Origin of the sequence: Capnocytophaga ochracea DSM 7271 (assembly GCF_000023285.1) — a bacterium.
GTDB classification, from domain to species: Bacteria; Bacteroidota; Bacteroidia; order Flavobacteriales; family Flavobacteriaceae; genus Capnocytophaga; species Capnocytophaga ochracea.
Genome location: NC_013162.1, coordinates 562,811 through 585,480 on the forward strand (window position 1 = coordinate 562,811; position 22,670 = coordinate 585,480).

Consider the following 22,670-nt stretch of genomic DNA (forward strand, 5'->3'; position numbering starts at 1 on the left):
TTTGCTGTACTTTTGGAGCGACTAAACAAACGTAATGTTTTTATTTTATGAAAGTACTCAAAGAACATTTAATGCTAATGATGGTACTGTTAGTAGGCTTTGTAGGTTTTGCCCAAGCACAATACAGCAGAGTAACAGGTACCGTAACCGATGACAAAGGAACACCTCTTCCTGGTGTTTCTGTAGTAATAAAAGGTACTACCAAAGGCGTAGCTACTGATTTCGACGGTAAGTATACACTTACTGAAGTAGCTCGAGGAGCTGTTTTAGAGTTTTCTTCTGTAGGCTACAAAACCCTCGTTTTAAAAGTAACAGGTGAACAGCTCAATGTCAAACTTCCTGAAGTTGCCCAAGACCTCGATGAGATAGTAGTAGTGGGCTATGGTACTCAAAAACGTGGTGATGTAACCACTGCTATCACCTCAGTAAAGACCCAAGACCTCGACCAACGTCCTGTAACCTCAGCTGCACAGGCTATTCAAGGGCGTGCTGCGGGTATCCAAGTAGTGCAACCTAATGGTGCTCCAGGCGCAGGCTTGGCAGTGCGCATTCGCGGGAATACCTCTATCAGCGCTTCCAACGACCCTCTATATGTGGTTGATGGTATCCCTGTGCAAGACATCAGTGGGATTGCCCCTACCGATATTGAGAGTATGCAAGTACTTAAAGACGCTTCCTCAGCAGCTATCTACGGTTCACGTGCTGCTAATGGCGTAGTGCTTATCACTACCAAACACGGAAAACGCAACGAGCCTAAAGTATCTGTTAATACTTATGTGGGTATCTCGCAAGTAGCCAAACGCATAGAATCCTTAAATACGGCTCAATACAACGAACTGATGAAAGAAACAGGTGCTGTTACTCTTCCTTCAGGACTTACCGACAAAACCGATTGGTTCGACGAGACCTTCCGCAAGAGTATTATCCGCAATACACAGCTTTCTTTCTCAAATGCAACTGAAAACACCAAGTATTACATTTCAGCAGGTAATTCTAAAGATGAAGGGGTTATTCGCTCTTCTTTCTTCGAGCGTTATAATGTACGTTTGAACTTAGAAACCAAAATGCGTAAATGGCTCACTTTTGAAACCAATCTATCTTATGCCGATTACTCGTCTAATGGTATTATCACCGGTACAGGTTCTAACCGCGCTGGAGTAGTGCTTTCGGTAATCAATACCCCTAAATACGCTCCTATATGGAGTGATAAACCCGGTGAAGAAGGTTGGTATTACTACAATTTCTATGGAGCAAACCTCACTCACCCTGTAGAGAATATCTCTCGTAATGCAGACAATACCTCTAAGAGCAATCGCTTGGTAGGAAGTGTATCGGCTATCGTAACTTTCCTCCCTAGTTTGAAGTTCAAATCTACAGTAGGTATCGACCGTTTAGGACGCACTCAAACCCATTGGACAGACCCTAAACTCACCGAATATGGACGTAAGATCTTCGGTACTGCCGACGATATCCGTACTAATAACACCGTGATGACCTACGACAACTTGCTTACTTTCGACAAGAGTTTCGGAAAACACAATCTTTCTGCTTTGGCGGGTACTTCAGGAACGGTATCTAAATGGAATGAAAGCTATTTGTACGCCTCTCACTTCCTTACACCCGACATCAAAACCCTCAACGCTGCCAATAAGATAGAACAAGGTAGTGGTTCGAGAGCTGCCGAATGGGCAATTATGTCGTATTTAGGTCGTATTTCTTATAACTACGATAGTAAATATCTTCTCACGGCTAATTTCCGCGCCGATGGTTCTTCTAAGTTAGCACCAGGAAAACGCTGGGGTTACTTCCCTTCAGTATCTGTAGGATGGAGACTTTCACAAGAAAACTTCTTGAAAGAAGTAGATTGGCTTAGCGAACTCAAATTGCGCGGTGGCTGGGGACAAACAGGTAACCAAGCTGGTATATCCGATTACGGCTACTTGCAACGCTTTTCTATTACCCGTCAAAACTGGTGGGAGGCAGGCAAAGGTGATGCAATGGTAACTTTGCGCCCTAATTCATTCTCTAACCCTAACCTCACTTGGGAAACCACCACTCAAAGCAATATAGGGCTTGACCTTTCACTTTTCAAAAACCGTATCTCTTTAGCGGTAGATGCTTACCTTAAAAAGACTACCGATTTGCTAATGGATGTGCCTCTTCCTGCTACTTCACCAGTGCCCTCTATCTATCGCAATGAGGGCGAAATGACCAATAAAGGGATTGAATTTGCGCTTGATACGCGTAACCTCACAGGAGATTTTACTTGGAATACTAATTTCAATATCTCGTTCAACCGCAATGAGCTAACTAAACTTACCCTTCAAAAAGTGTATTACTATGCCAGCACTTCCGAAGCTATTACTGAACAAGTGGTGCGTATTACCGAAGGGCAGCCTTTGGGCAAGTTCTGGGGATTTATAAGTGAAGGCGTAGACCCTCAAACAGGCGATATCAAATACAAAGACCTCAATGGCGATGGTAAAATCTCAGTGTCCGATAAAACTTATATAGGCGACCCTAACCCCGATTTTACTTTTGGGCTTACTAACGACTTCGCTTATAAAAACTTTACTCTCAGTGTCTTCTTCCAAGGCTCTTATGGAAATGATATCTACAACGCTTCTCGTATAGAAACTGAAGGTATGTACGATGGTAAAAACCAATCAACAGCGGTACTCAACCGCTGGAGAAAACCTGGTGATATTACCGACATTCCTCGTGCTGTAAGAAGTAGCGATAACATCAAAGCTTCTTCACGATGGGTAGAAGATGGTTCGTATTTGCGTCTCAAAACACTTACTTTAGCTTATAACCTCTCCAATGATGAGTTGTTGAGATACGGTATCCGCAAGATACAGCCTTATTTCACCGCTCAAAATCTTTGGACACTCACTAACTACAAAGGATTTGACCCCGAAGTAAACCAAGGGCTTTCAGGTCCTACTATGGGTATTGATTGGGGTACTTATCCTCAAACCAAAACCTTTATCTTTGGCTTAAACATTGATTTTTAATACCTATACAAAAATGAAAAGATACATATACCTTGCACTCTCGTTAGTAGCACTAACGGCGTGCAGTTTAGATAAAGACCCTATTTCGGAGTTCAACGAGAAAAACACAACTACCGAGGGCAAAAGCTCTTCTGCCATAGAAACCAAAGCACAAATGCAAACTCGCTACGATGCTATCTATGCTTTTGTACGAGGTAGCGCGCAAGAGTTCTGGACGTTAGACTTTCTACAAAATACCGAAACTCGTGCCGATAACGCTTATGCAGGTACTTCTGGTGTCGAAATTACTTCTATAGAACAGAACAGCCAAGATGCATCTAACGGAAATATAAAACGTGATTGGCAAAAATACTTAGAAGGCATCAACTTAGCCAATGTAGTAATTGCTAATGTAGACAAAGTGCCCGATGCCTCGCTTACAACAACTGAACGAAAACAGTGGAAAGCCGAAGCTAAAATACTCAAATCGTGGCTTTTATTCGATATGGTGCGCTTTTGGGGAGCAGTACCTATTCCTCCTATTGAAGTCCCTGAAATATCATCTAAAAATGTAGAAGAAACCTACAAATTGCTCTTTCCTGAACGCACTTCAGTTGCCGAGGTGTACAACATCATTCGCACCAACCTCGAAGAGGCTCTCGTCGATGCTCCTGCTGTGAAGGCTAACGATAAGTTCTTTTTCAGTCGTGCGGTAGCTAATGCACTCTTAGCTCACGTATATGCCGAAAAACCTATACGCGACTACAACAAAACTATTCAGTATTGCGCAGCCGTAGAAGCCGATGGCTTTACTCTCTTGCCTAATTACGCCGATTTATTTCAAATCAACGATGCTAAAACCGATGTAAAAGTGCGTAATTCAGCTGAGTCTATCTTCGAGATTACCTACTCTCAAGGCGGACAGACTTGGTTACCGGGACTTTTTGGATTGAACTACACCAACCCCAATAGCACTTACAACTGGGCAAAATGGGTAACCCCTTCACGCGACCTCATAGCTGCTTTCGATGCCGAGGGTGATACTGTGCGCAAAGATCAAGCTATCGTTTGGGGGCAACCTTCGTGGAAAATCTATTACCCTTCTGAACACTATCCTTTTATGTACAAAATACGTTCAGGAGGCAGTAGCATCATTAAGTTGCGTTTAGCCGATATCCTCTTGCTCAAAGCCGAAGCTTATGCCGCTTTAGGTCAAACTGCTCAGGCGGCTGCCTTAGTAAATCAAGTGCGTGCAAGGGTAGGACTTGCTACTATTTCCAGCTCTCTTTCACAAGAACAAATGAAAGAAGCTGTACTTAAAGAACGCCGTTTAGAACTCGCTTTCGAGGGCTTCCGTTGGTTCGATTTGGTGCGTAACGATAAAGCCATTGAAACAATGAACTCTCTCAACGCAAGAGATACTGGTAGACTAAAACAAACCTACCCGCTCAACGAGAACACAGTGCTTTATCCTATCCCACAAACTGAATTAGAAAACAATAAAAAACTCACCCAAAACCCTGGTTACTAATGAAAATATTCCCATCTTTTTTACTTATAATACTCTGGAGCATCGCTTCTTGTAGCTGTCAGAAAAAAAACAACACAGGGGAGGAACCTACTCCTCCCCCTGTTGTTGAGCCATCGGTAGGTAAAGTGAGCGTATTGCTAACCACAGGCAATCGCCAAAAAGAATTCTACAAAGAGCAAACCGACCTAAAGCTCATCAAAAACCCTAATGCATCTTATAGTATCACTCTAAAACCTGCTGAAAAATTTCAAACTATCTATGGTTTCGGGGCTGCCATTACAGGTTCTACCTGCTATAACTTGATGCAGATGTCCCCCGCCGATAGAAAGGCGTTCCTCACCGAAACCTTCTCCGAAACTGAAGGTTTTGGGCAGAATTTTGTGCGTATATCCATTGGCTGTTCCGACTTTTCTCTAAGTGAATACACCCTTTGCGATACCAAGGGAATAGAGCATTTTGTCCTCACCAAAGAGGAAACTGAGTACGTGATTCCTATACTCAAAGAGATTCTCGCTATCAACCCCAAAGTGCAAATCATAGGCTCTCCTTGGACACCTCCACGCTGGATGAAGGTCAATAACCTTACCAATTTGCAACCTCATAACCAATGGACAAGCGGTCAGCTAAACCCTGCTCACTATCAGGATTACGCGTTGTACTTCGCTAAATGGTTGCAAGCGATGAAAGACAATGGATTGAATGTCAATGCTATCACTATACAAAACGAACCTCTCAACAGAGGCAACTCGGCTTCTATGTATATGGGATGGGACGAGCAACTCGCTTTTATCAAAAACGCCTTAGGTAAAACCCTGCGTGACAAAGGCTTTGCTGAGGTTAAAATCTACCTCTTCGACCATAACTACAACTACGATAATAAGCCTTCACAACAGCAATACCCCTTGCATATCTATAAAGATGCCGATGCCTCTCAGTACGTTACGGGGGCTGCTTACCATAACTATGGGGGAAATCCTAACGAATTGAGCAACATTCATAACCAATACCCAAATAAAGAACTCATTTTCACTGAAAGCTCCATAGGTACTTGGAACGATGGTCGCAATCTTGAACGCCGTCTCACCGAAGATATGCAAGAGCTCGGTATCAAAACCCTCAACAATCATTGCAAGGCGGTGATTGTATGGAATTTAATGCTCGACGAGCACGGAGCGCCCAATCGTGAAGGCGGTTGCAAAACTTGTTTTGGTGCGGTCGATATCCAAACATCCGATTATAAAACGATGCGTCGCAACTCGCATTACTACGTGATAGGTCACCTTTCGGCAGTCATCAAGCAGGGAGCAACCCGCATAGGTGTTGAGAAAACCCCCGACGACAACGTGCAATGTACCGCATTCGAGAACCCTGACGGCTCTTTGGCTTGTGTGTTGTTGAATAAAAAGAAAGAAACAACCTATCTGACCCTAAGCACCGGCAAGCAGTATTTCTCTTATGAAGTACCCGCCAATAGTGTGGTATCTTTTTTGATACCTAAAATATAAACAGAAATTGCAAACTTTGCCAAAGTTCGTAGCACGAGAGACTATAATAACTTTGGCAAAGTTGAACATCAACAAATTAATTAAGCAAATGAAAAGAATATTACTGTTGTTATTCCTATTAGTAACAACCTTTGCGAGTGCGCAAACCGCAACCCCTACAACCCTTATCAAAACCGTTATTCCGTTTGAACAACGCGACGAAACTTCTTGGATTACCCGCTATCAAAAGGATATTACCAACTACCAAAAGGAGAATAAACGCTTAAAAGACCTCTCTTGCGACGTACTCTTTCTGGGGAGTTCATCTATCAATCTGTGGGATACTATCTATGAAGATTTCGCCCCACTGAAACTCATTCGTCGTTCCTACGGAGGGGCAACCTTGCGCGATATGATTTACAATTACAACACTATCGCCAAAGGCTATACCCCTAAAAGCATTTTGTTATACGTGGAAAACGATTTGGGCAATCATAAGGAAGGTGTAAATGCTGTGAAGTGTTTTGACCTTTTCCGTATATTTATCGACAAGCTCAAAAAAGACTACCCTAATACGCCTCTGATTGTGGTATCGCTAAAACCCTCACAACACAAAGCCGACCAGCTGAAAGACCAGCTATTGGTAAACGCTCTTTTAGAGGAAAATGCCACCGCACAAGGCTATACTTATGTAGATATTACCAAGGTAATGTACGATGAAGCGGGTAATCTTCGCACTGATATCTTTAAAGAAGACAACCTACATATGAATGCCGAAGGTTATAAGCTCTGGACAGCCATTCTCAAACCGCTTCTTATTAAAAAAGTGAGAGGAGAATAAATTAGCAAGTTAACAGATTAACAGATTTGTAAATGAAGAGTGAGACGTATATTAGGAGATATAGAACTTTTAGACTGCTGAAAAAATGTTAAAGTATGCTAAAAGGACAAGAAAAACACAAACTTTTTTAGGAGGTACTCATTTTTTACCTTAAATAACTAAAATACTAATAATCATTTTATTACATTACTTTTTGTGTTTTACTTTTCAGCCACTTTGGACGAACCTAAAGCGAACCTAAGGCGAAGCTAAACCGAAGATAAGGCGTTACTAAACTGAAAATCAATTGGCTAAAAAGGGGTATAAAAATCTGAAAAAAATATGTTAAAAATGAGTTTTTGACGAAAAAAACGCAAAAATATTATTTCTGAAAAAAATGAAATTTGTTTTATTGATAGGTAGTATTTCTATTTGCTTAATCCTATGAACACTAACAACTAAAAATGACTAATATGAAAAATATAAAAACTTTATTGCTTTGGTGTGTTGTCGGTACACTCTCAGCCCAGCAAACGCCGGTTTATTTAGATGCTTCACAACCCATTGAGAAGCGCATAGACGATGCCCTCTCGCGGATGACCTTAGAGGAAAAAGTAGCTATGTGCCACGCTCAATCTAAGTTCAGTTCACCTGGAGTGCCCCGTTTGGGTATTCCCGAAAACTGGATGACCGATGGTCCTCACGGCATACGCCCCGAAGTACTCTGGGACGAGTGGAATCAAGCAGGATGGACAAACGATAAATGCACCGCTTTCCCCGCCCTCACTTGCCTTGCTGCCACGTGGAATCCCGCTCTCAGCAAAGCCTACGGAAAAGCCATAGGCGAAGAAGCCCGCTATCGTAACAAGAATGTACTCTTAGGTCCTGGGGTGAACATCTACCGTACCCCCCTCAACGGACGCAATTTCGAGTATATGGGCGAAGACCCTTATTTGGCATCCAAAATGGTCGTGCCTTATGTGCAAGGTGTTCAAGCCAATGGTGTGGCTGCTTGTGTGAAGCATTATGCGCTTAACAATCAAGAAATCAACCGCCATACAGTGAATGTAAAGGTAGACGACCGCGCCCTGTATGAGATTTACCTCCCCGCCTTCAAAGCCGCTGTGCAAGAGGGAAAAGCGTGGAGTATAATGGGGTCTTATAACAAATACAAAGACCAATGGGCTTGCCAAAACCAATACTTATTGCAAGATATCTTGCGCAAAGAATGGGGCTTTGACGGTGCCGTAGTATCCGATTGGGGTGGAGTGAACAACACCGATGGCGCTGCTCTCCACGGATTGGATATGGAATTTGGTACTTGGACTGATGGAATGGTCGAAAACCGCTCGAATGCTTACGACCATTACTTCCTTGCTCAACCCTTTCTCGAAAAACTGAAATCAGGGGAAATAAAAGAAGAAGTTGTGAATGAAAAGGTGCGCAATATCCTCCGACTTGTATTCCGCACCAATATGGCAGCCAATCGACCCTTTGGCTCATTTGCCTCACCAGAACACTTTGCCATAGCTCGCAAAATAGGGCAAGAAGGTATTGTGCTACTCAAAAACGATAAAAATGTATTGCCTATTGACGTTAAAAAGGTAAAAACCATAGCCGTAATAGGCGAGAATGCTATCAAAATGATGACCGTAGGTGGAGGAAGTTCCTCACTGAAAGCCGTTCACGAGATACTCCCCTTAGACGGAATTAAAAACCGCATAGGCAATACAGCCAAAGTGCTCTATGCACGTGGCTATGCCAGCGATGATTACAAAGACCAAGATGGGCTTGCTGCCAACGACATCACCGACAAACGTCCGGCGCAAGAACTCCTTGCCGAAGCTGTAAAAACCGCTCAACAAGCCGATGTAGTTATCTTTATAGGAGGACTCAACAAACACGATGGTCAGGATTGTGAGGGTAACGACCGCAAACAATACGGCTTACCTTACGGACAAGATGCCGTGATTGAAGCTTTGGCAAAAGCCAATAAAAACTTGGCAGTAGTGCTCATTTCGGGAAATGCAATGGCAATGCCTTGGGTGAAAAGCGTACCTGCGATTATACAAGATTGGTATTTAGGATCCGAAGCAGGTAACTCCCTCGCCGATGTACTCTTCGGTGATGTGAACCCCTCAGGGAAATTGCCTTTCACTTTCCCAGTGCATTTGGAGGACAATGCAGCCATAGCCTTAGGTGAATACCCAGGGGATAAAGAGGTTACCTACCACGAAGACATTTTGGTAGGCTACCGCTACGCCGATACCAAAGGAGTAAAACCACTATTCCCTTTCGGTCACGGACTCTCCTATACTACCTTCAAATATGGCAAACTCACTGCCAACAAGAAAACTACCAATGGCGATATCAGCTTCTCGGTAACGGTACAGAACACCGGCAAACGTGATGGTGCTGAAGTGGTACAACTCTATTTGCACGACGAAGAAGCCTCAGTATTACGTCCGTACAAAGAGCTCAAAGGTTTTGAGAAAGTATTCTTGAAGGCAGGCGAAACTAAAACCGTAACCTTCCACATCACCAAGCAAGACCTCTCTTTCTTCTCTGCCAACCAACACGCTTGGGTAGCCGAAAAAGGAACTTTTAAAGCGTTAGTAGGCACCTCTTCTGGCGACATTAAAAGCACAGTAGATTTCACCTTAGAATAAATATTTTTTACTTTTCATATGAGAAAAGCTTGAAGTCTTGTGGACTTCAAGCTTTTTTGCTTTTAAGAGGCTTGCCCCGCTTTGCCAAAATTGAATTGGCGACAACATTTTTTCATCATTTATCATTTATCATTCGCAATTGTTTTTTATCTTTGCCACATTATTAAGTGTCTATAATGAAGAAAAACATACTCCTCGCCCTGCTTTCAGGGGCTTTACTCGCTTGTGCGTGGGTAACTTACGGCATTACTGCTCTTATATTCATTGCCTTAGTGCCTCTCTTACTAATGGAAGCGCGTATTAGGCGTGATTACCAACATACCAAACGCAAGGTGTTTGCACTCTCTTATTTGGCTTTTCTCACTTGGAATATCCCTACCACCTGGTGGATATGGTACTCTACCCAAATAGGAGCAATTTTTGCTATTTTGGCAAACACTCTCTTGATGACACTCACTTTCTTTCTCTATCATATCGTAGCGAAACGTATGAACCGCAAAGTGTCGCTCGTTTTCTTAGTAGCGATATGGCTCTCTTTTGAGAAATTCCACCTCACGTGGGATGTTTCTTGGCCTTGGCTCAATTTGGGCAACGTCTTTTCCGAACAAGTTACGTGGATACAGTGGTACGAATATACCGGCACTTTCGGAGGCTCACTATGGGTATGGCTTGTGAATATCGTACTTTTTATAGGTTTAACCGATTATCTTTCTACTAAAAACCGTAAAGCATTTGCCCGAAAAGTGGGGGTGGCAATGCTCTTTTTTGCTATTCCTGTGGTGATTTCGTATTTCCAGTATATCAATTATAGCGAAGCAGGCAAAAAGACAATCAATGCTATTGTTTTACAACCTAATATTGATCCTTATCAAGAAAAATACGCACTTTCCAATCAAGAAGTAGGTAGGCTCTTGGTACAACTTGCCAGTGAAAATATAGACGACCAAGTGAATTTTATCATCACTCCCGAAACGGTTTTTGCTGAGAACATTAAGTTACAAGATTTGCCTGTTTCGTGGGAAGTATCTATTTTGCGTACTTTACTCAGTTACTATCCTAATGTAAACTGGATAGCAGGAGCCTCTATGATTGAGTTTGTAAGAGATAAAAAACTGACAACCTCTCAAAGCAACTACTTGCCCGACTATGGTTTTTGGTACAACGATTACAATTCGGCTTTCTTGCTCAATCGCAATGCTGAAGTATCATTGTATCACAAGAGCAAACTGGTGGTAGCAGTGGAAAATTTCCCTTATCAGCAGGTGCTAAAACCTATTTTAGGCGAAACACTTATCAACCTTGGCGGTACGGTAGCTTTGAAAACCACTCAGCCTGAACGCACTGCCTTTGTAGGAGTAGACACCGAGGGCAAGGCAGCACCTATCATCTGCTATGAGACTATCTATGGTGAGTTTGTAACAGGTTATATTAAGAAAGGGGCTAACTTCTTGGCAATTCTCACCAACGATGCGTGGTGGCGCGATACGCAGGGTTACAAACAGCTACTCAGTTACACCCGCTTGCGAGCGATTGAAACCCGTCGCAGCGTAGCTCGCAGTGCTAATACGGGTGTTTCGGCTTTTATCAATAGTAGGGGAGACATACTCAAAACCCTTCCTTACGGTACCCAAGGTAGTCTGAAAGGTACTATCGCCTTAAACGACGAAGTAACATTTTACGTTCAAATGGGCGACTACATCGCTCGCATTGCGTATTTCTTGGCGTTTTTTGTTTTCTTGTATGCGGTATTGAGGAAACGTGAAAAAAGGTCGTAGCACGACGGGCAATTAAAAAATTTGGCAAAGTTGAATACCTCTATTTGCATCACTTTTCTAACGACTAAAAAACTAACGAGTAAATCGTATGGAACACTACATTTCAAACGAAGTCCTTCTGCTTGAACAACTAACAGCTATTATAGAAGGCGATACACAACTGAAACTCTCAGAAGAAGCGGTAATTAATATTGAAACTTGTCACCGTTTTCTCAGTGATTATCTCCAAAAAGACCCCAAAGCTCTGAACAAGCTCTCGGTAGACTCTATGTCACTCTTGCGCCATTATGCTTGTGGCATAGGAGAGCGCATTCCTAACGAGATTGTCAAGCTGATGCTTTTCCTAAAAATACAATCCTTCTCCTACGGCTATAGTGGGGTACGATTAGCTTTGGTGCAACGTCTCATCGACTTTTATAATCACGGGGTCTTCCCTGTAGTTTATTCCAAAGATATCCCCGACGAACGCATTGCCTTAGCACACCTTGCCTTGCCTCTATTTGGTGAAGGCGAAGTGTGCATACAGCACAAAGTCTATTCAGCTCAAGAGTTAGAAGGCAAATACGGTTGGCAACCTCTATCGTCAGAAGGACGCGAAGCCGATGCCCTGCTGAATGGCACCCAGCTCACCACCGCTTATGGCATCTACAACCTTAGCAAATCGCTCAAACTCATTCAGTGGGCTGATTTTGTAGCATCGGTTTCCACCCAAGTATTTGGAGGCAACCTCTCGGCATTTTCGGAAGCAATGCAAGTGGTACGTCCGCACAAAGGACTTGTAGAAACTGCCGAACATCTTCGTATGCTTCTGAAAGACAGTGTCCTCTCTGAGCACCCACAAGCCTTCTCGTCTATGCCCGAAGCTTTTTGCTCTATCCCTCAAATACACGGAGCCGTCCGAGAGTCGATTGCGGCTATTCGTAAGGTAATTAAGACCGAGATGAACTCAGTTACCGATAACCCTATTCTCTTCCCCGAAACTCAAGAAGTTATCTTCGGGGGTAATTCACATACCCTGCCTCTCTCATTGGCAATGGACTTTTTGGCGATTACCCTCACCAGCTTGGGCAATATTAGCGAGCGACGCGTGTTCTACTTGCTTTCTAATATCGGTAAAGAGATAGAAACTGAAATAGATTATCCTATTTTTCAGCGTATCATAGAAGGGATATTGAACGAAAACCGTCGTCTTTCCACTCCTGCAAGCATCGAGAGTCCGATTTTATTTGAAAAAACAATAGATATTAAAGGAATGGGTGGCAGTTCGGCTATTAAATGCGAGCAAGTAGTGAAAAATATAGAAGAAATATTGGCTATTGAACTCATTTTGGCTACTTCACTATGGAAAAAGAAACAATTTGAGCATCATTCAGCTTTATTTAAGGAATATCTCTCTTTTATGGCAGAAGAGGAAGTAACTACCCTCAAGAAGCAAATAGAACACACGATAAGGTTTTTTGAAATGAACAATGAATAATTGATAATTAATTCATATCTTTGGGGCAAAATTGTTCAATTTTTAATTATTAAAAGTTATGCTGAAATTACAATCTGTTCTTTCTTTGGTATTATCGATGTTTGCCTTTCATATATTTGCACAAGGCGAAAAACCTAATAACTTGACGATGTTTGTAGGCACTTATACCGAAGGAGGCAATTCTAAAGGTATTTATACCTACCGTTTTAATCAGGAGAATGGAACTTTCAAACTGCTGAGCAGTGCTATCGCTGCGAATCCTTCTTTCTTGACGTTATCCCCCGATGGGAAACATCTGTACGCAGTAAGCGAATATAACGACGGGCGACAAGGAGCTTATTCGTTTGATTTGAGTCAAGATAAAGCGCATTTGAGTTATCCCGTTTTTCAATCCACCGTCCCTAAGGAAGATTCTAAGGAAGAGCCGAAACAGGCAGGTGCCGACCCTTGTCATATTATTACTGACGGTAACTATGTAATTACGGCTAATTATACAGGGGGCGACATCAGTGTTTTCCCGCTGGATGCAGAAGGTAAATTAAAAGCAGAGACACAACATATTGCTTTCGTAGGAAAGACACCCAAGCGCGTAGCACATATCCACTGCATTATTCCCACCCCTGATAAAAAGTATATATTAGCAACTGATTTGGGCAACGACCGCGTGTATCGCTTTCGTTACAACAAGAAAACTCACAAAAACTCTGAGGTGCTCACCGCTCAGCGAGTAGCTTATGAGGTGAGCGACGGACAAGGACCTCGTCATCTTACGTTTAGTAAAGATGGACGTTTTGCTTATTTGATAGGCGAATTGGGCGGAGAGTGTGTAGTGCTGGGCTATCACAAGGGCAAACTGAAAGAAGTGCAACACTTAATGGCTGATGAAGGCGGCGGACGAGGCGGTGCCGATATACATATCAGCCCAGATGGGCGTTTCTTATATACCTCACACAGATTAAAGAAAGACGGCATTGCTATCTTTGCTATCGACCCTAAGAAGGGTATTCTCACAAAAGTAGGATACCAACTCACAGGTATTCACCCCCGCAATTTTGCGATTACTCCCAATGGTAAATATCTTTTAGTAGCTTGCCGAGATGATAATAAGATACAAGTATTTCGGCGCGACGAAGCAACTGGTAAGCTCACCGATACGTCGCTTAATATCAGTGTAGATAAACCTACTTGTGTAGCGTTTGCAAAATTGAACTAAAATCAGTACTTTTGTCGCACTATTAATTATCAATTGTTTATGACCGACTTAGAAATCGCCCAAAAGGCACAGATGCTCCCTATCAGAGAGGTAGCTAAAAAACTAAACATCAGCGAGGATGACCTCGATCCTTATGGAAAATACAAGGCTAAACTACCGTTGCACCTCATCGACGCTGAGAAGATGAAAAACAGTAAGTTAGTGCTTGTTACGGCTATTACCCCTACCCCTGCTGGTGAGGGAAAAACTACGGTGAGTATTGGTCTGACGGAAGGACTTAACAAAATAGGCAAAAAAGCGATTGCCGTATTGCGTGAACCGTCGTTAGGTCCTGTTTTTGGTATCAAAGGAGGGGCAGCTGGTGGAGGATACTCACAAGTAGTACCTATGGAGGACATCAACTTGCATTTTACAGGCGACTTTTCGGCTATTGAGAAGGCTAACAACCTATTGGCAGCTGTCATTGATAATAATATCCAAAGCAAAACACACTCTATTGGCATTGACCCACGCACCGTAGTTTGGAAGCGCGTGATGGATATGAACGACCGTGCGCTACGCCATATAGTGGTAGGGTTAGGTGGCACTACTCACGGCGTACCCCGCGAAGACGGTTTTAACATCACTCCTGCTTCTGAGATTATGGCGATACTATGTCTTGCCGAAAGTTTTTCTGACCTGAAAAAACGTATTGGTAATATCTATGTAGGCAAGAAGTTTGACGGTACCCCCGTATTTGCCCGCGACTTGAAGGTAGTAGGGGCAATGGCGCTTTTGCTCAAAGAAGCCATCAAGCCTAACCTTGTGCAAACACTTGAAAACAATCCTGCTATCTTGCACGGAGGCCCGTTTGCTAGCATTGCCCAAGGTACGAACACTGTATTGGCTACCAAAATGGGACTATCGTTAGGTGACTACGTGATTACCGAAGCAGGTTTTGGTGCTGACCTTGGGGCTGAAAAATTTCTCAATATCAAATGTACTTCAGCTGGATTAGCTCCCGATGCAGTGGTGATTGTAGCAACCATTCGCGCCTTGCGTCATCACGGAGGGGCTAAAAAAGAAGAGTACAACACTCCTTCCTTGCAAAAAGTGAAACTCGGTATTGCCAATTTGGAAAAACACATCGAGAATGTGCAACTTTTTGGTCTCAAAGCAGTGGTAGCAATTAACTATTTCCCTAACGATAGTGAAGAAGAGATAGCCTATGTAAAAGAAGTATGTGCTCAAAAAGGGGTAGAAGCTATTGTAAGCAAAGGGTTTAGTGAAGGAGGTAAAGGTACCGAGGAACTCGCTCACGCTGTAGTAGCCATAGCCCAAAGTGGTGAGAGTCATTTTAGTCCGTTGTACAGCAATGAAGCGAGTATAGAAGAGAAAATAACGGCAGTAGCTACTAAGATTTACGGAGCAAATAAGGTGAATTACAACAGTAAAGCCGTAAGTCAGTTGAAGCAAATCAAAACATTAGGCTTTGATAAAATGCCTATTTGTATAGTGAAAACCCCTAAATCACTCAGTGATGATGAGAAGAAACTCGCCCGTCCTACTGATTTTGAGGTAACCGTGCGAGAGTTTGAGTTTGCCTCAGGGGCGGGCTTTGTAATCCCAATCTTAGGGGATACTGTGCGTATGCCGGGACTCCCCAGTGTGCCTGCCGCCGAAGGTATGGATATAGATGACGAGGGAGTTATCACAGGACTCTCCTAATAGATAAAAGGTAAAAGAGCTTGTTGTAGCTCATACTACACTTAAAACGGATAGTTGATACCGAAGTTGAACACGGTTTCTTTGATTCTGAATTTCTTTATCCAGCGGTTGCTCATTTCTTCGGAAGGGTCATATGTAGGTACCCCCATATCAAGGCGAATTACAAAGAAGTTGAAGTCGTAACGCAAGCCAAATCCGGTACTTAGCCCCACATCTTTTAATGAAGAAAAGTCTTTAAACTTGTATTCATCAAAACGAGTATTATCGGCTACGTTCCAGATATTTCCCAAATCGGTGAAGAGGGCACCTTTGAGTGCTCCTAAGATAGGGAAACGATATTCGAGATTGAGCGTAATCTTCATATTGGCTTCGTTGTAATCTAAAATCGAACCACTTGAACCAGGTCCTAAACGATAGGCTTTAAAACCACGGTTATCGGTAGTACCTCCGGCAAAGTAGCTTTGTGAAAACGGAATATTATCGGAGTTACCATAAGGAATAGCTATCCCTAAGAAGGAACGGAATGCTAATGAACTCTGTTTGGCTATGGGGAAGTGCTTGATAAAATCGACCTCAGCTTTGGCATATTGAGCGTATTCCACGCCAAAAATCTTATTCTTAGTACTACCTTCGGTATTCACCACTTTATAAGTAGCTGTTAAAGCATTGAGCAAACTCCCCGCTCCTTCTATCTTGAAACGCAATTGTGAGAAGTTGCGTTCAAAAAACTGTGATTTGCTATTGATGATATAAGTAAAACTACTTGATACAATAAAGTCATTATTTGTAATACGACGATAGCGTTCAGAAATAGCATATATAGGCAAAATATCTTCACCTTGAACTACCAAATTCCTTTCGAATACATCATTTATAAAGTTAAAAGTCCCCTCAGTAGGGGTAAGATTGCCTTTGTCGTCTACATATCGGCTACCTAAACTGTATTTTTTAGCAATATCGTTCAGCCTTTCATAAGTACTTTGGTAAATATTAAAGAAATTACCTGAGTTGATATTGTTTACGTATTGTACGTTTATCAAATCGAAAATGACTTTGTTCTTCTGCTTACGCGGATTCCATACATAGCGCAACAAACCCGAAGTGGTACGTTTGTCGAGCCCTATATTTGTTTGGTAGCTCATACCCGTTTGCAAGATAGTTTGTGGAGTCATATAATAAGGGATGAGCTTGCGCGTATTCAGCGGGAAAACGATAGAAGGAAAGATGAAACGTATATCACCACTGACTTCTGAGGTATTGAAAAAGCGTGTATCTTTAAGTGTAGGTTGTGAGGCAAAAGTACCTTGCAAGTTCAGTTCTAAGGTTTCTGCTCCACGAAAGACATTGCGTGCTGCAAACGAAGTTCCTACCCCAAAACCTATCGCCTCAATCTCAGAACGCTTTACCTCATTGGTAAGTCGCAATGAAAACTTATCTAAGGGCGAAAGGTAGATATTCGCATCGAGTTTGTTTTGCAAAGTGTCATTGGTAGCGTATTTGAAGTCCATATTTGGGTAGCGGAAGACGCGCAGGTTGTTGAACTGTCGGTAAGTATTTCCGCGCTCTAAATCGGAGTAGATTTGTCCTTTTTTGAGGCTTGTAGCGTGATACAACACCCGTGGACGATAACGCAACTTGTCCTTGTAATAAATAATCATATTGCGATACTCCAAAGAATCTAAAGAGTTCTTATCTACCTTGTTGTCATAATCAGTATACAGACGTACTTTATTGATGTAGTGCATCTTATACTTCTTGGCGGTAATTACATCGCCATCGCGTTCTATAAGGTCGCCTATATCAGTAGTTACTTGCAGTTTGTTGTCTTTTTGAGCTGTAACCGTATCGCGCTCGATTTGGAAGTTGATAGAGCTTTGCTGAAAGGTATAAAAACCGTTGTTGCGAAAGAGTTCGTAGAGGCGTGAACGTTCATTGCTAAAATCGGTAAGCTGGTAAGGGGCTCCTGATTTTAGGAAAGTTTTTGCCTTGTTTTGCTGGTAAACTGAATCTATTTCAGGAGAAGTGATATGGGTCTTTAAGCTATCGATATAATAGCGCTCGCCGGTAGTGATATAATAGCCCACTTTGGCTTGTTGTTTTTCTTCATTAGGGAGAATGAAGATGCTATCAGTTACTTTGTTATTGAAATAGCCTATACTTCTGAAATAAGCTCCCAACTGCTTGGTGGATTTGTGTACGCGTGCTGTATCTAATACCGATGGGGCTTCGCCTATCTTCTGCAACTGGTGATCGATGCCTGAAACGAAAAACGACTTCTGTAAGCGACCTACTTGTTTTTTAGAGAGAAAACCATCTAAAAACCTATGCCAACGAGGGTGTGTATTGAGCCATTGGACAAAATCCTTTTCGGCATTAGGGTTTCCTAAATTGTAGATATATAGACTGATAGGCATTCCTAAAACATACGAATTGGGCTTTTGTAATACAAAATTGTTTATCTTTGCATCGTCGGTCTTAGTACCATTCACATATACGAGGTTTTCACGGAGCAAATGGCGGTCGTTAGGGACACGCTTGGTAGCATCGCACGAAAAGAGAGCAATGGCTAATACGAATAACAGACTGATAACGCTTAGTTGGGAAAGAGATTTTCTCACAAGTTTTTGTTTTTAGGGCTCAATAATAAGAAATTTCAAAGAAATAAATCTCTTTTTTAGGAGAGAAATTGAACAAATTAAAAGAATCTCCCTAAAGGGAGAGAAATCGAGCAAACCACAACAAATCAAACAAAAAACAACCATTTATTTGTTTGATTTGAATAGATTTGTTTAATTTCTAAGGTGCAAGCCTTATCATTTTTTGGCAAAAATACACAATTATTTTATGCTTAGCAAAAATCAAGTAAAATTAATTCAGAAATTACAACAGAAGAAATACCGCAATGAGCTGAATCTCTTTATAGTAGAGGGCAAAAAGAGCATTGTGGAATTTCTGCAAGCAGGTTATCGTTTAGAGTTACTTATCGCTACCGAAGTGTTTGCCACAGCGCTGAACGGTCAGCCTATTACCTTAGTGAGCAAAGAGGAACTGCGGAAGGTGAGTAGCCTCAAAAATCCCGATGAGGGCTTGGCGATTTTCCACCAACGCCAACATAAGGGCATCTTGCAAGAAGGTGTAATCCTCGCCTTAGACAATGTGCAAGACCCTGGTAATTTGGGTACGCTTATCCGCCTCTGCGATTGGTTTGGTATCGAAACGCTTATCTGCAATAGCCAAACGGTGGATTGTTACAACCCGAAAGTAGTGCAAGCCACTATGGGTTCTCTCACAAGGGTTGCCGTGCATTACGTGGATTTAGCAGGCTTCTTGGCAACTTGTGCGCTACCTTTATACGCAATGGATTTGGACGGTGAGAACCTCTACACTACCGAATTTCCGGAAGATTGTGTGTTAATCTTAGGCAACGAAGCTAACGGTATTAGCCCCGAAGTACGCGCCTTGGCTGATGGCATTATCACCATTCCGCGTTTTGGCAAACTGCAACAGACGGAAAGTTTAAATGTGGCAATGGCGGGAGCGATAGTGGTGAGCCAGGTAAGAAAATTGGATAATTAGAAAATGAGAAAATGAGAGAATTAGAAAATGGGGTAAATGCCAATAATACCAGAAAAACCAGAAATGCCAATAATACCACCAAGGGGAATGGACGGGTCGGTCTTTTCAGACGGGTCGGGCAGGTCAGAGGATAGGTTGGAAGATTCGGAAGGAAACGGAAGATTTCATAAGAGGGCTGAGAGGAATTTTGATGAAAAAGGGGTGTAAGATGGGTGAGGTTAGCTTATAGAGAGCTTATAGGAAGCTTATACGAATCTTGGACGATTGGTATAGAAAGGGTATGTAAGTTATTGATTAATACTATGATAGAACAACGCTAAAAATGTTAAAAACAGGGTTTCGAGGCGAAAGAAAGAGAAAAGGCAATAGGACTTAGGCCATAGGCACTAGGGAGGTAACATTCCCCTTTACACGTACCCAGCTGTCGCTGGCTACCTCCAAAGGAGGAATGAGGAGAGGCTCATTGGGGTGCTTCTGTCAAATTGTCACCTTTTTAGCCTTTGGCAAATTATTTGCTACCTACTAACGAAATAAACTAAAAATGAATCATTATGATTACCGAAGATATTAAAAACGATGACTTAGAACTTGAACAAGAGGCAACTGATAACACTCCTTCGGAAGAAGTTGAAGAACCTACTTCTGTTGAAGAGACCGAAGAGCCCGTTAAAGAAACTTCAGAAGACCTTCTTGCAAAAGAGAAGGACAAGTTTTTGCGTTTGTTTGCTGAGTTCGAAAACTATAAGAAGCGCACTGCGAAGGAACGTGCAGAGCTCTTTAAAACTGCTGGACAAGACATTTTGTCAGCCTTGTTGCCTATAATAGACGATTTTGACCGTGCTTTGGTAGAATTGGCTAAATCGGCTGATGAACATACTCTTAAAGGGGTGGAACTCATCTATAATAAATTAATAAACACTCTCAAATCAAAAGGATTAGAGAAAATAGAAGTTGCCCCTAACGACACTTTTGACAGTGAACATCACGATGCAGTTACCCAAATTCCTGCTCCTACTCCTGAAGACAAAGGCAAAATTGTAGATGTTGTGCAAACAGGCTACAAATTAGGCGATAAAGTAATACGTTTCCCCAAAGTAGTGGTAGCGCAATAAGGAGGAAGGAATGAAGAAAGATTACTACGAAATATTAGAAGTGCAGAGAACGGCTACCGCTGCTGAAATAAAAAAAGCGTATCGGAAGCAAGCCTTGAAATATCACCCAGACAAGAACCCTGGTGATAAACAAGCTGAAGAGAACTTTAAATTGGCTGCCGAAGCCTATGAAGTGCTCAGCGATGATAACAAACGCGCCCAGTACGACCGCTTTGGTCACGCTGCCTTTGAAGGAGGTATGGGTGGCGGAGGCTTCTCGATGGACGATATATTCAGTCAGTTTGGAGATATTTTTGGTGGACATTTCTCGGGCTTTAGTGGTTTTAGTGGTTTCGGAGGAGGAAGCGGTCAGCAACAAGTGTACGTAAAAGGAGAAAACTTGCGTATACGGGTGAAAGTTACGCTTGAAGATATCGTAAAAGGCACTGAGAAGAAAGTAAAAGTACGCCGTAAGGTAAAAGCTGAAGATACTACTTATAAAACTTGTCCTACTTGTCACGGACGTGGACAGGTAGTACGCCAAATGAATACGATGCTAGGCGTAATGCAAACAGCTACTACTTGTACTGCTTGTGGAGGCTCGGGCGAAGTGATTGACAAACGTGGTGCTGACAGCGATTCGCAAGGATTAAAAACCATAGAAGAGACTATCCCTATCACAATTCCTGCAGGAGTGATAGATGGTATTCAGTTAAAGATAAACAACAAGGGTAATGAAGCACCTACGAAGAATGGTGTAGCGGGTGATTTGCTTGTGCTCATTGAAGAACAAGAACACGAAACATTAAAACGCGAAGGCGACAACTTGCATTACGACCTTTATATTAGTTTTCCTGAAGCAGTTTTAGGTGCTTCTAAAGAGATTGAAACGGTTACAGGAAAGGTGCGCATTAAACTAGACGAGGGAATACAGTCAGGGAAAATATTGCGCTTGCGTGGTAAAGGTGTACCTAACTTGCAAGGACGGGGTGCCGGTGACCTTATCATTCACGTGAATGTATGGACGCCTAAAAAGCTCACTGACAAGCAAAAAGCTTTCTTTAAGGAAATGCAAGAAGACGAGAACTTCACTCCTAAACCCGACAAGAACGAGAAATCGTTTTTTGAGAAAGTAAAAGAAATGTTTTCATAGGTTATTATTTTACTTAATAAACAAAGAGAGACTGCCAAGAAGGTGGTCTCTTTTTTGTTAGGTAAAAGGTGGGAACCGCAGAGACAGATTAATTAGCAAATTAGAAGATGAGAGAATTAGAAAATGGGGGTGCGAGCTTGAGTTAGAGGAATGAGGCTACTCCTTGTAAAATGGGGAGGCATTTAGTCGAGTACTTTCGGAGAAAAATCGGAGAAGTTGGGAAAAGGAGGTAAAAGAGAAAAGGCAAAGACAGTAATAGATAGTATGTATGTGAAATGATATGGAAGAAATATTACTATTGTTTATTTTGAGGAAAAGTTGTACTTTTGTATTTTAGTAATAGAGTCAAACCGGGCAGGGTAAACGATTCAGAAGGGTTTGTCTTTGGCGAACTAATTATATGTGAGCGAATTGCCTTTCACCCTTACGATGACTAAAAACTAACGAACTATGTTAAAAGATATATTGAACTTTAGGAGAGCGGTGCGTTATTATGCGCCTACACCCATAAGTGAGGAGAAGGTGCGCGAATGTCTTAAACTCGCCACACTGGCACCTACCAGCTCTAATATGCAGTTGTACGAGCTCTACCACATTACTGATAGGGCTTTGTTAGAGAAATTAGCACACGCCTGCCTCGACCAGCGTACGGCTACCACGGCACAACAAATGGTGGTATTCGTTACTCGTCAGGACAAACATCGCGCTCACGCTCGTGCTATCTTGGAGTTTGAGCGTGGCAATGTACAGCGCAACAGTCCGCCCGAAAGGCAAGCCAAGCGTATTAAAGATAAAGAGGCGTATTACAGTAAGCTGATGCCTTTTGTGTATAGTAGATTTTTTGGGTTGCTAGGGCTCTTCCGCAAAGCGTTTGGGGTGGTTACCAGTTGGTTTCGACCTATGATGCAACAGCTCTCGGAAGGCGATATTCGCGTAAGTGTACACAAAAGCTGTGGACTCGTAGCACAGACCTTTATGCTAGCAATGGCAGAGGAGGGTTATGATACTTGTCCGTTAGAGGGTTACGATAGCAGACGCATTAAGAAGTTGTTACACTTGCCTTGCGGAGCAGAAGTGAATATGGTGATTACTTGTGGACTTCGTGAACAGCGCGGTATCTGGGGCGAAAGGTTTAGATTGCCGTTTGAGGAAGTGTACAGACATAATGATTAATGGTT

The 22,670-nt window shown here is 42.4% G+C and carries 14 protein-coding genes; 13 read left to right on the plus strand and 1 reads right to left on the minus strand.

The window, feature by feature from the left end; genetic code table 11:
- Positions 1-47 precede the first annotated feature (47 nt).
- The 9 genes from COCH_RS02240 (at position 48) to COCH_RS02280 (ending at position 15,672) form a co-directional block, all read left to right on the plus strand.
- Positions 48-3,017, plus strand: coding sequence for a SusC/RagA family TonB-linked outer membrane protein (locus tag COCH_RS02240; protein ID WP_015781753.1), 2,970 nt, complete (start codon positions 48-50; stop codon positions 3,015-3,017).
- Positions 3,018-3,030: 13 nt separating this feature from the next.
- Positions 3,031-4,527: a RagB/SusD family nutrient uptake outer membrane protein gene (locus tag COCH_RS02245; RefSeq protein ID WP_015781754.1), complete on the plus strand. Its 1,497-nt coding sequence runs from the start codon at positions 3,031-3,033 to the stop codon at positions 4,525-4,527.
- A complete protein-coding gene (locus COCH_RS02250; protein WP_015781755.1) occupies positions 4,527-6,032 on the plus strand; it encodes a glycoside hydrolase family 30 protein in 1,506 nt (501 codons plus the stop codon). The genes COCH_RS02245 and COCH_RS02250 overlap by 1 nt, the downstream gene beginning before the upstream one ends.
- A gap of 88 nt (positions 6,033-6,120) precedes the next feature.
- Entirely contained in the window at positions 6,121-6,852 is a 732-nt protein-coding gene (locus COCH_RS02255; RefSeq protein ID WP_015781756.1) for a GDSL-type esterase/lipase family protein, read from the plus strand.
- A 443-nt stretch (positions 6,853-7,295) separates the two neighbouring features.
- Positions 7,296-9,500 (plus strand): glycoside hydrolase family 3 C-terminal domain-containing protein, encoded by a 2,205-nt coding sequence (locus COCH_RS02260; protein ID WP_015781757.1) that lies wholly within the window; start codon positions 7,296-7,298, stop codon positions 9,498-9,500.
- A gap of 176 nt (positions 9,501-9,676) precedes the next feature.
- Positions 9,677-11,275 carry an apolipoprotein N-acyltransferase gene (lnt, locus tag COCH_RS02265; RefSeq protein WP_015781758.1) on the plus strand — a complete coding sequence of 533 codons (1,599 nt, stop codon included), beginning with the start codon at positions 9,677-9,679 and terminating at the stop codon, positions 11,273-11,275.
- A gap of 88 nt (positions 11,276-11,363) precedes the next feature.
- Positions 11,364-12,752: an aromatic amino acid ammonia-lyase gene (locus COCH_RS02270; protein WP_009420739.1), complete on the plus strand. Its 1,389-nt coding sequence runs from the start codon at positions 11,364-11,366 to the stop codon at positions 12,750-12,752.
- Positions 12,753-12,810: 58 nt separating this feature from the next.
- The gene (locus tag COCH_RS02275) at positions 12,811-13,965 is read left to right on the plus strand and encodes a lactonase family protein (protein WP_015781759.1); all 1,155 of its coding nucleotides are present in this window, start codon (positions 12,811-12,813) and stop codon (positions 13,963-13,965) included.
- Positions 13,966-14,004: 39 nt separating this feature from the next.
- A complete protein-coding gene (locus COCH_RS02280; protein WP_015781760.1) occupies positions 14,005-15,672 on the plus strand; it encodes a formate--tetrahydrofolate ligase in 1,668 nt (555 codons plus the stop codon).
- A 41-nt stretch (positions 15,673-15,713) separates the two neighbouring features.
- Here COCH_RS02280 and tamL read toward each other — a convergent pair whose 3' ends face one another.
- Entirely contained in the window at positions 15,714-18,290 is a 2,577-nt protein-coding gene (tamL, locus tag COCH_RS02285; protein ID WP_015781761.1) for a translocation and assembly module lipoprotein TamL, read from the minus strand.
- A 226-nt stretch (positions 18,291-18,516) separates the two neighbouring features.
- On the opposite strand from tamL, the gene COCH_RS02290 reads away from it, so the two are divergent.
- The 4 genes from COCH_RS02290 to COCH_RS02305 all read left to right on the plus strand — a co-directional run bounded on the left by COCH_RS02290 (position 18,517) and on the right by COCH_RS02305 (position 22,665).
- Positions 18,517-19,248: a TrmH family RNA methyltransferase gene (locus COCH_RS02290; RefSeq protein WP_015781762.1), complete on the plus strand. Its 732-nt coding sequence runs from the start codon at positions 18,517-18,519 to the stop codon at positions 19,246-19,248.
- Positions 19,249-19,799: 551 nt separating this feature from the next.
- On the plus strand, positions 19,800-20,360 hold the full coding sequence (locus COCH_RS02295; RefSeq protein ID WP_015781763.1) for a nucleotide exchange factor GrpE: 561 nt from the start codon (positions 19,800-19,802) through the stop codon (positions 20,358-20,360).
- A gap of 10 nt (positions 20,361-20,370) precedes the next feature.
- Entirely contained in the window at positions 20,371-21,492 is a 1,122-nt protein-coding gene (gene dnaJ, locus COCH_RS02300; protein WP_015781764.1) for a molecular chaperone DnaJ, read from the plus strand.
- Between the two features lie 450 nt (positions 21,493-21,942).
- Positions 21,943-22,665 carry a nitroreductase family protein gene (locus COCH_RS02305; protein WP_015781765.1) on the plus strand — a complete coding sequence of 241 codons (723 nt, stop codon included), beginning with the start codon at positions 21,943-21,945 and terminating at the stop codon, positions 22,663-22,665.
- Positions 22,666-22,670 lie beyond the last annotated feature (5 nt).